This is a genomic window from Mesorhizobium sp. B2-5-3 (genome assembly GCF_006441005.1).
GTDB lineage: Bacteria > Pseudomonadota > Alphaproteobacteria > Rhizobiales > Rhizobiaceae > Mesorhizobium.
Window position 1 is genome coordinate 42,753 of sequence record NZ_VFUS01000012.1, and the last position, 16,165, is coordinate 58,917.

General features: G+C 61.5%; 13 protein-coding genes. 12 read left to right on the top strand and 1 reads right to left on the bottom strand.

Features of this window, described 5'->3' with window-relative positions; translation table 11 throughout:
• Positions 1 to 12 precede the first annotated feature (12 nt).
• The 9 genes from FJ867_RS23735 (at position 13) to FJ867_RS23775 (ending at position 11,916) form a co-directional block, all read left to right on the top strand.
• On the top strand, positions 13 to 1,770 hold the full coding sequence (locus FJ867_RS23735; RefSeq protein WP_140558050.1) for a hypothetical protein: 1,758 nt from the start codon (positions 13 to 15) through the stop codon (positions 1,768 to 1,770).
• Positions 1,767 to 2,537: a hypothetical protein gene (locus tag FJ867_RS23740; RefSeq protein WP_140633075.1), complete on the top strand. Its 771-nt coding sequence runs from the start codon at positions 1,767 to 1,769 to the stop codon at positions 2,535 to 2,537. Before FJ867_RS23735 ends, FJ867_RS23740 begins: the two co-directional genes overlap by 4 nt.
• Complete coding sequence (locus tag FJ867_RS23745; protein WP_140561338.1) at positions 2,534 to 4,282, top strand: ABC transporter ATP-binding protein; 1,749 nt, start codon at positions 2,534 to 2,536, stop codon at positions 4,280 to 4,282. Before FJ867_RS23740 ends, FJ867_RS23745 begins: the two co-directional genes overlap by 4 nt.
• A gap of 24 nt (positions 4,283 to 4,306) precedes the next feature.
• The gene (locus FJ867_RS23750) at positions 4,307 to 5,863 is read left to right on the top strand and encodes an aldehyde dehydrogenase family protein (protein ID WP_281405512.1); all 1,557 of its coding nucleotides are present in this window, start codon (positions 4,307 to 4,309) and stop codon (positions 5,861 to 5,863) included.
• Between the two features lie 157 nt (positions 5,864 to 6,020).
• Positions 6,021 to 7,826 (top strand): helix-turn-helix domain-containing protein, encoded by a 1,806-nt coding sequence (locus FJ867_RS23755; protein WP_181168428.1) that lies wholly within the window; start codon positions 6,021 to 6,023, stop codon positions 7,824 to 7,826.
• Positions 7,827 to 7,938: 112 nt separating this feature from the next.
• Positions 7,939 to 8,952: a flavin reductase gene (locus tag FJ867_RS23760; RefSeq protein WP_140525288.1), complete on the top strand. Its 1,014-nt coding sequence runs from the start codon at positions 7,939 to 7,941 to the stop codon at positions 8,950 to 8,952.
• 4 nt (positions 8,953 to 8,956) lie between these two features.
• A complete protein-coding gene (locus tag FJ867_RS23765) occupies positions 8,957 to 10,459 on the top strand; it encodes an aldehyde dehydrogenase (RefSeq protein WP_140818787.1) in 1,503 nt (500 codons plus the stop codon).
• A gap of 43 nt (positions 10,460 to 10,502) precedes the next feature.
• The gene (locus FJ867_RS23770) at positions 10,503 to 11,585 is read left to right on the top strand and encodes an LLM class flavin-dependent oxidoreductase (protein WP_140498491.1); all 1,083 of its coding nucleotides are present in this window, start codon (positions 10,503 to 10,505) and stop codon (positions 11,583 to 11,585) included.
• 16 nt (positions 11,586 to 11,601) lie between these two features.
• The gene (locus tag FJ867_RS23775) at positions 11,602 to 11,916 is read left to right on the top strand and encodes an NIPSNAP family protein (RefSeq protein WP_140525289.1); all 315 of its coding nucleotides are present in this window, start codon (positions 11,602 to 11,604) and stop codon (positions 11,914 to 11,916) included.
• On the opposite strand, the gene FJ867_RS23780 is transcribed toward FJ867_RS23775, so the two are convergent.
• The gene (locus FJ867_RS23780; protein WP_140525290.1) at positions 11,902 to 12,564 is read right to left on the bottom strand and encodes a cysteine hydrolase; all 663 of its coding nucleotides are present in this window, start codon (positions 12,562 to 12,564) and stop codon (positions 11,902 to 11,904) included. The genes FJ867_RS23775 and FJ867_RS23780 overlap by 15 nt on opposite strands.
• Positions 12,565 to 12,785: 221 nt before the next feature.
• On the opposite strand from FJ867_RS23780, the gene FJ867_RS23785 reads away from it, so the two are divergent.
• The 3 genes from FJ867_RS23785 to proX are packed head-to-tail and all read left to right on the top strand — an operon-like array spanning position 12,786 to position 16,029.
• Entirely contained in the window at positions 12,786 to 13,979 is a 1,194-nt protein-coding gene (locus tag FJ867_RS23785) for a glycine betaine/L-proline ABC transporter ATP-binding protein (protein ID WP_140525291.1), read from the top strand.
• Positions 13,980 to 13,981: 2 nt separating this feature from the next.
• Complete coding sequence (locus FJ867_RS23790) at positions 13,982 to 14,920, top strand: proline/glycine betaine ABC transporter permease (protein ID WP_140498487.1); 939 nt, start codon at positions 13,982 to 13,984, stop codon at positions 14,918 to 14,920.
• 56 nt (positions 14,921 to 14,976) lie between these two features.
• A complete protein-coding gene (gene proX / locus FJ867_RS23795) occupies positions 14,977 to 16,029 on the top strand; it encodes a glycine betaine/L-proline ABC transporter substrate-binding protein ProX (protein WP_224519139.1) in 1,053 nt (350 codons plus the stop codon).
• Positions 16,030 to 16,165: the final 136 nt, after the last annotated feature.

Genomic DNA, 16,165 nt, shown 5'->3' on the forward strand with positions numbered 1-16,165 from the left:
TGGAACAGGGAAATGACGTCTAACCAGATCGAGCCGCCGCTGCCGGCATTCATAGAACAACGCCTGCAGGAGTTTGCCGGCCGGGAAGGTGCCCTGAAAGCGCGGCGATGGATGCGGCCGGCGGATGTTCTGATGCGTGTGGAGAACCTTCGCTGCTTCAAGGCTTCGCGCGTCAGTTTTGCCGACATGTTGTTGCGCAGGATCGTTCGCGAACGCTGGCAGATAAGGATGATCTCGGCGGAATGCGGCGATGACGGCGCGGCGAGATTCGTCTACCGGATCGACGCGGAAGGCCATTCCTTCTCCTATATTGCCCGAGCATATCCATGGGACGGAATCGAAAAAGTCGGACGCCGCTCCGATGGCGCGGACCGTGACATGTTCGGCGCGCTCTTCGTCAATCTTGCCAGCCAACAGCGTATCGAGCGGGAATTTGAAACGTTCGACATCAAGGCTGAAGGCCAGATGCGTACGGATTCGGATGTGGTCGGCTGGACCCCGGCCAATCGCAGCAGCCGGCATTTCGACGCCGTAGTCGAAGCACTGTCCCGCGGCGAACAGCCCGCCCCCGAGCTCGGCATCGCCTATCTCATGCGGAACGGTGGCTTTCAAAGCAGCGGCCGGAATGGCACGGTTTCCTATCCGGGCATTCCCGAGGGGCATCCGCTGGCGCACCCGTTCTTTGCGGATATCTTCGCCATCTACCTGGTGCGGCTCGTCTCCATCGATCTCGTCAATGCCGTGGCGCGGCGGCGCAATCCGGACGCAGCGCAGCTCGACATTTCGATCGCGCGCGGGCTTGGAATAGGCAACTCCTCAGGCCAGGGCATGTGCGTTGCCCTCCAGCGCTGGCCGCATTGGGTCGCCACATGGGTGACCGTACGCGAGGCGGCTCTTGGCTACGCAAAAAGCCTGCCGGTCGATGCGGGAAGCATTTCAGTTGTCCGCGGCTCGATAGAGAGCACCATCCGCATCTATGCGCAGACCGACCCACAGACGCAGGACTACGTGGTGGCCAACGAAACCATCATCGAGAACCTGACACGCATATCGGCAAGCCTGCGCGAAGGACAGTTTCGGTGCTGGGGCGACGTTGCTGCGCACGTCGCAGAAGTCATGGATGGCGAGACCAGTGAGCAGTTCCACAGCGTACTTCTCGACGTGGTACCGGACTTTTGTGACGCCATCGCGCCCTATTTCCAGATCGGCGCAGCCCGCAAGCGGCAATTGCAGCCAGCAATGACGGTCGCTGAATTGCGCGAGATCCTGCGCAGGAACTACGTCTGGGCTCTCACCGCCGACCGCACGCTTGCCGAAACCCATCAGCACTTCTGGTACCATTCGATCGACAATGGCGAACAAAGGCGCGGCGAGCGGGTCATCGACCCGCACGAGCGTTTCGAATCCTTCATCGATCATATCGGATTGATCCAGAGGCTGGCGGCGGTGCTGGTCAGCCGTGGTGACAAGGAGCGCGCCGGCGACGTCGTCCTCGACCATCCGGACTTGCATTACGCCATTTCGCGGGTGCAATATCTGGATGGCCTGCTCTATGCGGAAATACGCGATCCGCTCGCGCATCGCGATTTCGTCCCCGCCGATCTCATACGGTTTTTCCTTGCGTCGCTGGGCATTCGCGGCTCGACGCCGCTCAGCATCCGCTATGTGCGGGGGACTTTCTTCCAAGACCAGCCGCTGCCTTCGGAATTCCTCGAGCCTGACAGGCCGGGTTCCCGGGTTCGCAAGCATGAGAATGAGGTCGCCCTGTGAGCACGAGCATGTTTGTTGCCTATTCCGAACTGACTCGCGTCCTGCCGTGGTCGCTCAGGGCGCTGGGCTACGCGTTCGGAACCGCTGACCGGGGCGCTCATCTCGTTGCAACAGGTGCGGCGCTCGATCCGGCTATTCTGGATGAAATTCGCCAGGCGGGACCGCGGCCCTCCCATGGCTTCCGCTACCGGAAATCGAACGGGCTCACGATGCTGGACGCCGCCGGCGTTTCATTTCTGGAAACGGGACCTGCCGCGATCGATGCTCTCGCCGCGCATGCAGGCGGCGCCAAATGGGAAATGTGCCGGATATTGGCGGCGACCGAGCTGTCGCTTGTTCCGGCCACGCTGGTCGGTGCGATGGACTACAATCTCTCCTCTATCGGCATCATCGCCAGGGATGGAACCTTCGACTGGCTGTTGGCTGACCCCGACGCACGGGGTGCGCTTTATTCGGGCCGGGGCCGGGATGCCCTGGCGGCGCTCCTCGGTGAGGACACGGCGGTTCTGGAATCGATCGACGCCGCCGGGCTGACGCCGGGCTGCGCGCTTCTCATGGTCAGCGCCCGCAGGCCTGAACTGAAGGCGTCCGGGCACATTGCCGTTCGGCCTCGGGAAAAGATCGCCATGGCGCACCAGAAGGGCATTCCCCTGTCGCGCGAGACGCTGGATGCGCTGTACGCGCTCGAAATGCTCACCTGGGCTCCAACTTCGGAGCGCTCTCGCTCGCAGGCGGGCTTCACTGTTGCACCGGCGCCAAACTCATGAGTGAACGGAAATCCGATCCAGTGGTCGAGGTAAAAGGCCTCAACGTCGCTTTCGGCAAGCATCAGGTGGTGCATGATGTCGATCTGGCCATCCATGCTGGCGAGACGCTGGCGCTTGTCGGCGAGTCGGGGTCCGGCAAGAGCGTCACCTCCATGACGATCATGGGACTGCTTTCCGGCAATACCCAAGTGACCGGTTCGGTCATCGTGGATGGCCAGCAAGTAGTGGGGGCGTCGACATCGACATTGCGGCGGGTGCGTGGCGGCATTGCCAGCATGATCTTCCAAGAACCGATGATGAGCCTGAACCCGGTTCTGCAGGTCAGCACCCAAATCAAGGAAATGCTGCGCCAGCATCGACCCTTAAGCGATGCCGAGGCGCGGGAGGAGGGCATCCGGCTTTTCGACCGCGTTCGCATTCCTGACGCGCGGCGGCGGTTCAATGACTATCCTCACATGTTCTCCGGGGGGATGCGGCAGCGGATCATGATCGCCATCGCATTGGCGTGCTCGCCGAAGCTGCTTATCGCCGACGAGCCGACAACAGCGCTCGACGTGACGATACAGGCGCAAATCCTCGATCTCCTGAACGAGGTCCAGCGCGATACCGGCACCGCGATCCTGTTCATCACGCATGACATGGGCGTAGTGGCCAACATCGCCGACCGCGTCATGGTCATGCACAAGGGACGCGTGGTGGAGACGGGAGCAGTAAAGGACGTTTTCGAGCGTCCGCGCGAGGACTATACGAGGATGCTGATCGACGCGGTCCCCCGCCTGGGGCAAGGCGTCGCCCGCTCCTACCGCGCGCCTGCCAAGGATGTTGTTCCGAAGCCGGTTTTGAGCGTGCGCAAGCTGGTGACCCGGTTCGACGTGCGTGGCGGGGCGATGCGTCGCAAGGTGGGGCGTCTCCATGCCGTCGAGGGTCTGAGCTTCGACATCATGCCTGGAGAAACGCTGTCGCTGGTTGGCGAGTCCGGCTGCGGCAAGTCGACGACCGGACGCAGCATCCTGTTTCTCAATCCTCCGGATTCCGGCGAGGTGGTCTTCGACGGACGCACGGTGCGGCGCGACAACAGGTCCGATCTTTCGGATCTCCGGCGCAATGTGCAGATGATCTTCCAGGATCCGTTCAGTTCCCTGGACCCGAAGCAAAACGTCGGTGCGATCCTGGCTGAGCCCCTGCTATGCCATGGGCTGGCGACCAGGGCCAAGGCCCTGGACAAGGCGAAACATCTTCTGGAGCGTGTCGGCCTCGAACCGTCGATGATCACCCGTCTTCCGCACGAGTTTTCCGGCGGACAGCGCCAGAGAATCTGCATTGCGCGGACCCTGATGCTCGACCCGAAGGTCATTATAGCCGACGAGGCTGTCTCGGCGCTCGACGTTTCGGTAAAGGCGCAGGTGATCGACCTGCTGCTTGAGTTGCAGGAGGACCTGCGGTTGTCCTACCTCTTCATCAGTCACGACATGGCCATTGTCGAACGTGTCAGCCACCGCGTGGCGGTCATGTATCTTGGCGAGATCGTGGAGATCGGGCCCAGCCGCGAGGTGATAGGGAATCCGAAACATCCCTATACCCAGAAGCTGATGGCAGCGGTGCCGAACCCGGAGCCGGCCGCGGACAGGCACCGCTTGATCGGCAAGCCGGTGACGGAATTGCCGTCTCCCGTGCGGCCGCTCGATTTCATTCCGCCGAAGCGGCAGCCTCGCGCGGTCGGACCCGACCACTTCGTGATCGAGTGACAAGCTTTAACGAGGGCGCTTCAGATGGACGCCCTTGAACGAATCCGGGCAAGGCGCTTCCCGATACCTATGGAGAATTCGATGAACACACATGCTGATCAGTTCCGAATTGGAGAGAAGGCGGCTTCCTTTTTACGCCAGGAGAAAAAACTCCTTATCGATGGAAAATGGGTGCCGGCTCAGTCCGGGAAGATTTTCGACACATATGATCCGGGCACGGGACGCATAATTGCACAGGTTCCGGAGGGCGGCGCCGCCGATATCGACAATGCCGTCAAAGCTGCGCGGCGGGCCTTTGAAGAAGGCCCATGGAGCCGCATCACGCCCAGCGAACGTGGACGTCTCATCTGGAAACTGGCGGATCTGCTGGAACAGAACGCCGATGAACTGGCCGAACTGGAGGTTCTCAACAATGGCAAGCCGCTTGCCAATGCCCGGAATTCCGACGTCGCGCTCAGCGTGGATATGTTCCGCTACATGGCGGGCTGGGCGACCAAGATCACAGGCGAAACCATTTCGATCTCTGCGCCGGACAAGTACCATGCCTTCACGGTGCGCGAGCCGGTCGGCGTCGTCGGGCAGATCATTCCGTGGAATGCGCCACTGCTCATGCTGGCCTGGAAGGTAGCTCCGGCGCTGGCCACCGGCTGCACGATCGTGCTCAAGCCGGCGGAGCAGACGCCGCTGACGGCGCTGCGCTTCGGTGAACTGGTCCAGGAGGCCGGCATTCCCGCCGGCGTGATCAATATCGTGACCGGTTTTGGACCTACGGCGGGCGCAGCGATAGCCTCGCACCCCCAGATCGACAAGGTTGCCTTTACGGGTTCCAGCGAGGTCGGCCGCATCATCGTCAAGGCTGCCGCGGGCAATTTGAAGAAAGTGTCGCTCGAATTGGGAGGGAAGTCGCCCGTCATCGTCTTTCCCGATGCTGACATGTCGGTTGCCATTCCCGGTGTCACGCAGGGCATTTTTGCCAATAGCGGCCAGGTCTGCACCGCAGGATCGCGGCTGTTCGCCCACAAGAAGGTGTTCGACCAGATCGTGGATGGGATCGGCCAGCGGGCGGGGAACATCCGCGTTGGTCATGGCCTCAGCGAAGGCGTCCAGATGGGGCCGGTCATTTCCCCGGTCCAGTGCGACCGCGTCATGAGCTATATCGAGCAGGGCAGGAGCGCCGGTGCAACGGTGGCGTTTGGCGGCACGCGGATAGGCAATGAAGGCAACTTCATTGCGCCGACGGTGCTGACCGATACCCGACCCGACATGGCGGTGGTGCAGGAAGAGATTTTCGGTCCTGTCCTGTGCGCCATGAGCTTCGATGACGACGACCTGGAACAGATCGCGCGGCAGGCGAATGACAGCATCTTCGGACTAGCTGGCAGCGTCTGGACGCGGGACCTGAGCGTCGCCCACAAGATGGTACGGCGAATTCGCGCGGGCCGGATCGGGGTCAACGTACACGGCTCGGTGGACGCGGCGATACCCACCGGCGGCTTCAAGCAATCCGGCTGGGGCAGGGAACGGGGACAGGAAGGGCTGAACCTTTATACGGAGACCAAGTCGGTCATCATGTCGCTTTGAAGGCCTGCCAAACCTTTCGCGAACAGCCGGCAAGGTCGATCCTATCCATGCCGGCCATATGGCGGCGGCATGACCCCCGGTAACGAATATGACTGTGGCGCGCCATCGACCAGGAAGGCTATGTAACGATCGAGTACCGGCAAGCAGCGAGGTTCTGTTGAGCGCTTTGGATCGCCCGCTGTCACGCGTCCTGCGCGACGTGACCAGCCTCATCAATTCCAGCGTCGACCTCGAGACAACGCTGCAGCACCTTGTCGATGCGGCATGCCAGCACGATGCCTGGTCGATGGCGGCGGTGATGAGCATCGATCAGGCGGATGGCAATGCTGTGGTCGTGACCCGGCATGATCCTAGCCAGTTGACGAAGTCCTATCGCAACCGCTGGACGCTGGCGACAAGCCCATCCCTCATCGCGTTGACCCGCAATGATCCGGTGATCATTCGCGATGCCCAGGAGAGCATCGAATTTCCGGGCTATCGGGAAGAGGCAATCCAGCGCGGTTATCGCACTGTCGTGGTTTTGCCTCTGGGCTGCCGGGACATGGAAGATCGCGCGATGGTCTTGTCGGTGCAGTCGCGCGACGTTGTCGATCTGTCAGCGGCCGATCTCGCATTCCTGCAGACGATCGTCCATCTGGGCGCCATAGCCGTGGACAAGGCCCACAGGCTAAGGGCGGAACATGCTGCCGCCGCGCAACTCCAAAACGCACTTGCCGCGCATTCCTCCCTGATGCACCAGGTCCTGTCGGACGGTTCCGTCGCATCCGCGGCTTCCATGGTCGAAACCTTCCTGCCGAACGCAATCGTCGTGGTGGATCTGACTGCCAACCTGGTCGTTGCCGGACGTTCGCCCAAGCCGGACCTCATCGACACCGACCGCTGGCGCGAGGAGATGGACGATTGCATGAGCCGCCAGTTTCTCCGTCTTGCTCGCGATATCTCGGACCAGGCCGGGCTTGAAATGCGCAAGCTGTACCTGAACTGCGGCGGCCATCACCTCAACCTGCCGGCGGCGGTGGAGCCGTTGGTCGTGGATGGCAAGACGGTAGGGGCGCTGATCGTGTTTTCGCTCGACGCCAATTTCGGCGACCTCGATCATCTTCTTCTTCAGAGCGCTCGGTTCGCGCTCAGCGTCCAGTTGATGCGCAGCCATTTACGGTTCCAGACGGAATCGCAGACTTCCAGCGAATTGTTCATGGAAATCGTTTCCGGCAACTGGCGCAACGTGGACGATTTGACGGCGCGGGCGCGCCGGCTCGGCATTGACGTAAACGCCACCGCCAGGCTGGTCGCGATCGGCCTCCCGGAAACTGTGCCGGAAAAGGGCAAGACCATACCCGAACTGCACCGCTCCATCATGCGGCTCGCCGGCCAATTGGCGCCGCAGGCGACCGCCGCCGCATTGGGCGAGATCATTCTGTGCCGCATTCCCGACGCGCCCCGCGACGCGGACACGGTGGTCAAGACGTTTGTGCGCAAGCTGATCGAGGAAACGCAGTGGCTGATCGGCACCAAGCCGATCATCGTGGCGGGTAAGACCTGTTCGAGCATTCACGACTATCCCCAGGCATGGCTTGAATGCGAGCGCATGATCCGTCTTGCCGTCCGCTTCAACCGTACCGGGTTGCTTGCGCCCCAGGACTTCGGTCCTTTTCCGCTGCTGCTTTCGGCGGCCGACAGCAAGGAAGTGAGGTCGTTCGTGGATATCGCCATTGGCGCGGTCGTGCGTCACGACGAGGCGCATGCAACGGACTATATCAGGACCCTGACCGTCTTTCTGGAGCACGGTTGCCGCAGCCAGGCCTGCGCGGACGCGATGGAATTGCATGTTACTACGCTTCGTTATCGCCTGAACCGTATCCAGGAACTGTTTGGCATCGAGATCGATTCACCCGAACGTCGGTTCGCGCTTGAACTGGCAATACGCCTCAACGAGACCATTGCCCGGGAGCAACCTGTCTGATGCGGTCTCTGCTTCGTGTCCTAGGAGTCTGACTACCGCCTCTCCTGCGTAGAGCAGGAAGACCCTCTCTCACGTCCCTTTATCCTTCCACCCTCCTGGAGAGGCAGGACGCATGGCGGACAAGAGGGAAAAAGAGCTGAGCACGATCGATCCAGTGGAACTGCGGCGAACGTTCGGCACCTTCGTCACGGGCATCACGGTGGTGACGACGCGGGACGAAGATGGTTCGCCGCGCGGCATGACTGCGAATTCCTTCACCTCAGTCTCCCTTGAGCCGCCGCTGCTGCTCGTCTGCATAGGAAAGAGCGCCAGCAGCTTTCCGGCATTCAACACGGCCGAAGGCTTCGCCGTCAACGTACTGCACGAGCGCCAGAAGGAGGTGGCGAGCCTCTTCGCCTCGAAGTCACTCTCCAAGTTCGAGACGATAGCCCATACTACCGTGCATACGGGCTCGCCGGTGCTCACCGACAGCCTTACCTGGTTCGACTGCACGGTGCATGACCGTATCGAGGCGGGAGACCATGTGATCCTGATCGGCCGGGTGCGTGCTTTCGGCACCAGCCCTGCCGCTCCGCTAGGGTTTTGCCGGGGGCGCTATGTCTGCGTGGAAGACCCGATGCCGCCTGGCTGGACGCCTTCCCATCGCATGATCATCGGCTACCTGGTCGAGCATGACGGCCGCATCCTGCTGCGCGACGATGGCGCCGGAGGCTGGGAACTGCCGACGGCAACGCACCGTAAGCCGGGCGACATGCTCAGCTTCGAAGGCGGCGGCGTGGTTGCGCCGCTCACCAGCGATGCGTTTCTCTATTCGGTCTTCGATGTGGCCGACCAGCAGCCCGGTTATGTCGTTTACCGTGGCGCGCTCGCGGGCCCGCCCGGCGAAATTCCGGATTTGTCGCCGTCGCTGAGGTTCTTTGCCCATGAAGAGCTGCCTTGGGACAGCATTCCGATCAGGCAGATACGCGCAACGCTGCGCCGTTACCTGCATGAGCGCGCGGACTCTCGCTTCGGGATCTACGTCGATTCCAGCGATGGCGGCCGGGTGGCGATGATAGACGGCGCCCCGCGTCCGTGGCGGTCGCTTAACGGCTTGGCTGGCGACCGAGAAACCGCGAAGGGATGAGATGATGGACCTGACGCTGAAGGTGATCGAAGGATCGCGCCAGGATCTTTTCATTGCCGGGGAGCGCGTCGCGCCGCGGTCCGGCCGCTACATGCCGAGCTACGATCCGACGAACGCGGCGCCTTGGTATGAGGTTGCCGACGCCGGGGCGGATGATGTCGACGCCGCCGTGCAGGCAGCCAAAAGAGCGTTTCACGATCCGGCCTGGCGCAGGCTGACGCAGACGGATCGCGGCAAGCTGCTGCGCCGGTTGGCCGATCTCATCGCGGAACACGCCGATGAACTCGCGGCCATCGAGACGCGTGACAACGGCAAGCTTCTGAAAGAGATGCGTGTGCAACTGCGCGCGGCGCCGGACAGCTATCTCTATTTCGCCGGAATGGCCGACAAGCTGCATGGCGAGACCATACCGGTCAATAAGCTCGATATGCTGAACTTCACGCTGCGCGAGCCGATCGGCGTGGTGGGCATGATCTCGCCGTGGAATTCACCGCTGATGCTGCTGACCGGCACGCTCGCACCCTGCCTGGCGATTGGCAATACGGTCGTGGTCAAGCCATCAGAGCATACTTCCGCGTCCACCCTTGCCCTCGCCGAACTGATTGCAAAAGCGGGCTTCCCGGCTGGCGTTTTCAATGTCATTACCGGCAAGGGCGCCACGGCGGGCGAAGCGCTGACCTTGCATCCCGATGTCGCCAAGATCGCCTTCACGGGCAGTACGGCAACCGGCCGCCGCATCGCCGCCAACCGACTTGTTTCGTGTCAGATGGAACTGGGCGGCAAGTCGCCTCATGTCGTATTCGCCGATACCGACATCGAGCGCGCGGTGAACGGCGTGGTTGCCGGCGTGTTCGCCGCTGCCGGGCAGACCTGTATCGCAGGCTCGCGCTGTTTCGTCGAAAAATCCATCTATGCCGCATTCGTAGAAAAGCTGGCGGATCGTACCAGGCGCGTGCGTATCGGCCATCCGACCGATGAGGACACGGAAATCGGTCCGCTGGCGCTCGCTGCCCAACTCGACAAGGTCGAGCAGTATGTGGACTACGGCGTCGCCGATGGCGCGCGGCTGGTTGCCGGAGGCCACCGGCCGCGGCGGGACGACCTCCCCGGCGGCTGGTATTACGAGCCCACGGTTCTGGCGGATGCGCGCAACGACATGCGCTTCATGCGCGACGAAATTTTCGGGCCCGTCGTGGGCGTCGTGTCGTTCGACAATGAAAGCGAGCTGATTGGGCTTGCCAACGACACCCATTATGGGCTGGCGGCGGGTGTCTGGACCCGCGACATCGACCGGGCGCTGCGCTTTGCGCGCAACGTTGATGCCGGCACGGTCTGGGTCAATACGTATCGCTCTGCTGCTTACATGTCGCCCTCCGGCGGGTTCAAGGAGAGCGGTTACGGCAAGCGCGGGGGCTTCGAGGTTATGCGCGAGTTCTCCCGCCTGAAGAATGTCGTCATCGACTACTCCGGCGCCACGCAGGACCCGTTCGTAATCCGTTTGTGCTGACGCTCATCCGACGGTTCCCCTAATATTCGAAAAGGTCATTGCCATGAAATTTTCCGTTTCCCTGAACATGGAGAGGTTCAGTCCCGACAAGGATATGCGCCAGGTGGCGGCTGAGACGCTGGAACTGGTCCGTATGGCCGATGCCGGCGGCTTCGAGACCGCCTGGTCGCCCGAGCATCACACGATTGAATTCACGATCGCGCCCGGCCCGTTCCAGTTGCTGGTCTGGTGGGGAGCTCATACCGAACAGATCCGGCTTGGCACCGCCACCATCGTCGCGCCGTACTGGACCCCGATCCGTCTCGCGGGAGAGGCCGCACTTTGCGATCACCTGACGGGAGGGCGGCTGGAATTCGGCATCGCCCGCGGCGCCTATCAGTATGAATTTGACCGTATGGCGGGAGGCATCCCGCAACAGGAAGGCGGCGCCTACATGCAGGAACTGCTGCCGGCAGTCCAGAAATTATGGGCAGGCGACTACGCCCACGAGGGTAAGTATTACCACTTCCCGCTGGCAACCTCGGTGCCGAAGCCCTTGCAGCAACCCAACCCGCCCATCTGGGTGGCGGCGCGTGACCCCGGCACATTCGATTGGGCGGTGCGCAATGGCCACAACATCCTCTCCACGCCGTTGTCGCGGCCGGTCGCGGAAATCGGCATTCTCGGCGACAAGTTCAAGAAGGCGGTCCAGGATCATCCCGAAGTGCCGAGGCCGCGGTTCATGATGCTGCGCCGCACTTGCGTGTATGAACGTCCCGAGGACTGGGAACTGCCGGTTCGCTACAGCTATCAATATGGGCGCAGCTTCGAGAACCTGTTCCAGAACATCGGCACGGTGAAGAACGGCTTTCCTGAAGCGGTTTCTTACGACACCGTTGGCAACAGCGGCGACTACGATCCGCGGTCGATCCGCGACAATCTCCTGTTCGGCACGCCGGACGAGGTGGTCGAAAAGCTGATGGTCTATGAAGCGGCGGGCGTAGACCAGTTCTGCCTCGGCCTCGCCTTCGACCTGCCGTTTGAAGTGCAGAAGAAATCGCTGGCGTTGTTCATCAAGGAAGTGATGCCCGTATTTGCGATGCGCGAGAAGGAAGCGGGCAGGGAAAAGTCGCGGGTGATCGCCTGATGGGAGCTGTCGCGCCATGATTGTCGAGGAACGCATCTACAAGATAAGGGCCGGCCGTCTCGCCAGATACATGCAACTTATCAGCGAGGAAGGCCTTGCCATCCAGCAGCCGATCTTGGGCAACCTGATCGGCTATTTCCGCACCGAGATCGGACCTCTCAACCATGTCGTGCATCTATGGGGCTATAGCAACCTGAACGACCGCGCCGAGCGGCGTCAGCGGCTGGCCGAAGATCCCGCGTGGCGGGCGTTTACGGTCAAGCTCACCGAGAATATCGAAACGATGGAAAACCGAATCCTGATCCCGACCGATTTTTCACCGCTGCGGTAGGTTCAAGACCTCGCATCCCGCTTGCCCGACCGCGAAAGAATCCAGGAGCCGGTCCGTGGTCATCACCCAGCCGTAGTTGCGTGCGAAAGCATCGAGCATGGCCTGCCGGCTGGGCGGATGGTTGGAAGAAACAGCATCCTCCACCACAATCGTGGGATAACCGAAATGCACGGCGTGACGGCAGCTATCTTCGACGCACATCTCCGCTACCGTGCCGACGAATACCAGACCGTCTACCGCAAGCAGCTTGAGCGTCTTGGCAAGATCCGTGGCATGAAAGGCGCTGAAATAGACCTTGTCCAGCACGATATCGCCATCCTGTGGCGCAAGCTCGTCGATCACCTCCGCGGCATCCCGCAGGCCCTCGACATCGCCGTAGGATCGCATGAAGCCCGGCACGCACGCATGGGTCGGCGCATCGGTCAGCTTGATCCAGGTCAGCTTGCCGGCCAAGGCCTGATACAGGGGGTCGGCAACGTATCGCGTGAATACCACCGCCTTGCCGTTGCCGCGAAACGCCGCAATGAGTCTGCTGATCGAAGGTATGGTTTCGCGCGCGGATGCAACCTCCATCGGCGCATGCCTGCGCACGAAATCGTTCTGCATGTCCACGACCATGAGGGCAGGGTTTTTAGGCGAAGCCAGCATGCCGTTCCTCCATACAGGCGTCCCGGATTATACCTATCCGGGTAGCGGAGAGCCTATATCATCGAACCCGCGAGCCGTATGCTTTCCTTCATAGCATTGGGCTAGGCGGGTATCCTGCCGAACGGGGGAAGACGGCGGGTGCAGTTCTATCTTCATTAATCGGGATCGTGGCTCTGGAATGTGCTGACTATCGTCCGCCAGGCCAGGAGTGGAGGACAGGTGTGACGGATCGCATAACGGTCGAGGGCGTGTACAAGATTTTCGGCAGATCGCCGGAATCGGCTTTGGCCATGCTGAAGTCTGGCGAGACAAAGGAAGCTGTGCTCCAGAAGACCGGGCAGGTCGTCGGCTTGAGCGACGTGTCGCTGTCCGTTCCCGTCGGTTCGATTTACATGATCATGGGCTTGTCCGGCTCCGGTAAGTCGACGCTTGCGCGATGCATCAATCGCCTCATCGAGCCGAATGCAGGGCGCATCCTTATCGATGGCGAGGAGATCACCGGCGCCAGCGAAGCGCGGCTGCGCGAAATCCGCCGGACGCGTATCTCCATGGTGTTCCAGCACTTCGGCCTGTTGCCGAACAGAACGGTGTTGGAGAATGCCGAGTTCGGCCTGAAACTGCGCGGTGTGCCAGCCGCCGCGCGCAGGAAGAAGGTGATGGAGGTGCTGGAGGTCGTCGGGCTGGCTTCGTGGGCAAATCATCTTCCCGGTACGCTGAGCGGCGGCATGCGTCAGCGCGTCGGATTGGCCCGCGCACTCGCCACGGATGCCGATGTCCTGATCATGGACGAGGCTTTCAGCGCGCTGGACCCACTCATCCGCAGCGAAATGCAGGACGAACTGCTGCGCCTGCACAGGACTTTCCACAAGACCATCCTGTTCATCACGCATGATTTCCAGGAGGCGCTGAAGCTCGGAAGCAGGGTCGCCATCATGGCGGATGGAATGGTGATGCGCGAAGGCGTTCCGCAGGACATCGTGACCAAGCCCGGCAATGACTACGTCGCAGCCTTCACCCGCGACGTCAACCGGGCCCATCTGTTCGATGCGAGTTCCGTGATGGTGGAAAGCAGCCCGCTCCGGCTAGACGGACGTGCGTCCGGCGGCCGCGATGCCGATGGCGAACCGGTGTTCATCGTCGACGATTCGATGCAGGTCGTGGGTGTCGTCGGACCACGCCAGTTGCCACGCCTCGCCGATGGTTCGGCGATCCAATCATTGATGAGCAAGGACTATGAGACGGTATGCGGCACGGAAAAGCTGTCGGTGGTGGCCAGCCTGTGCCATCGAGACCGGCCGATAGCCGTTGTTGACGAGGGCGGCCGATATTTGGGGCGTGTCGATCCACTCCAGATACTGTCCCGCATTGGCGCTCCGGCGGCGGCTTCCTCGCAATCCCGGGGAGCGGAGGCCTGATCATGCTGGATGTCGATAATCTCTATGTCATCCCGCTGGACCAATGGATCCAGGTCGGCGTCCGCTGGCTGGCAATGCATTTCCGGCCACTTTTCCAGACCATCAAGTGGCCCGTCGAGACCCTTCTGACCGCGATCGACCATGGACTCCATGCCATTCCGTTTCCGATCCTGATCGGGATCTTTGCCCTCATCGCATGGCGCTCCGCATCGCGTGGCGTGGCTATATTCACGCTGCTTTCGCTGACCCTGATTGCCTTCATGGGCCTGTGGGCGGAAGCGATCACCACCCTGTCGCTCATCGCCACGGCAATCGTGGTGTGCGTCATCCTTGGCATTCCAATCGGAATCCTGTGCGCGCGCCACGATCGCGCCTGGACCATCGTGCGGCCGGTGCTCGATGTCATGCAGACGACGCCCAGCTTCGTCTACCTGGTCCCGGTGGTCATGCTGTTCGGCGTCGGAACGGTGCCTGGGGCAGTCGCGGTCATCGTGGCGGCGATATCGCCGCTGATCCGCTTCACCAATCTCGGGATTCGTCTTGTCGACAAGGAGATGGTCGAGGCGGGGCGGGCCTTCGGTGCCACCGATCGCCAACTTCTCTGGGAAGTCCAACTTCCATTGGCCTTGCCAACCATTCTGGGCGGCCTCAACCAGACAGTACTGATGGCCATGGTCATGTCGGTGATCGTATCCATGATCGGGGCCGAAGGGCTCGGACTTGTGGTCCTGCAGGGGCTGGGACGTCTCGATGTCGGCATGGCTGCCGTCGGCGGCATCGCCATCGTCCTGCTAGCCATGATCCTCGATCGCATCACGCAGGGCCTGGCCAACCAGGACAAGGCCGGACCAACCCGGGGCATCCGGGCCGCCCTGGCTCAGTTGCTGCGTCCCAGAAATGAGGAAGCGGGGAGTTTCGAAACGAACCACCAGCAGGTTTGAACACCGTCTCGATCAGGCGGAACGACGCAACAAATATCACAACAAGGGGAGAATACATGTCGGCGAATTATCGATACCGCAAAGGGCTGAGACTGGCCTGCGCCATGGCTGTTGCAGCAACCATGATGGGTGGGCAGAGTTTTGCGCAGGATAAGCCTGGCGAAGGCAAGACCATTCGTTTCACGTCCTCCGACAGCCTGGGCGCCAACTATATTCAGGACCAGGTCCTGATAGCGGGCCTCGAGAAACTCGGTTACGACGTAAAGTTGTCGACCATGAACATGTCGGCGATCCTGCAGGCCATTTCGCAGGACGACCTCGACATGACCGGCGACATCAACTGGCCGCAGGCCGAGCCCGCCATCGCACAGATCTCGGATACGGTCGAACTGATCAATGAAGGCACGATCGCGGGCGGCGGCATCAACGGCTACATGATCGACAAGAAGACAGCCGAAGCCAACAACATCACCAATGTCTCGCAACTGAAGGACCCGAAGATCGCCGCCTTGTTCGACACCGACGGTGACGGAAAAGCCAATCTGGTGAATTGCGATCCCGCTTGGAAGTGCGGTGACGTCGTCGATTTCCAGGTCAAGGAGTTCGGCTTGAGCGATACGGTGCGCTCCATCCGCGCCAAATACGAGCCGCTGATCGGCGAGGTCTTTGCACGGGCCGACCGAGGAGAGCCGATCCTTCTTTACACCTGGAGCCCGTCCTGGATCGTCTATCGGCTGAAGCCCGGCAAGGACGTGGTGTGGCTGCCGATCCCGTATGACGCTCTTCCCGAGGGCGTATCGAAACCGAAGACGCACGAGGTCAAGGACGTGGTTGGCTGTGCGGGGGGGCAGAACCCATGCCGCATGGCGGTTGGCCCATGGAACTGGCGCACGCTCGCCAACAAGAAGTTCCTGGCTGACAATCCGGCGGCCAAGAAATTCATCGAACAAGCGAAATGGTCGCTGGACATCTGGAGCCAGTGGGAAGGCGATCTGGGGGCCGGCAACAAGACCGACGCCGAGATCAAGAAGATCGCCAACGACTGGATTGCCGCAAATCAGTCGGAGTTCGATGGCTGGGTAAAGAATGCGGCTGCCGCCGGGAAATAATCCGGGCAGGCCTCTATCGTGGCCTGTTATCACAATGGTGGCGGACCCTGTCCGCCACCATTGTCGATTGAGGAGACCGATTGCCGGCCAAGCGTTTTCGCTTCATGGCGACGTTTCCTTATGGGGAGCGGCTACA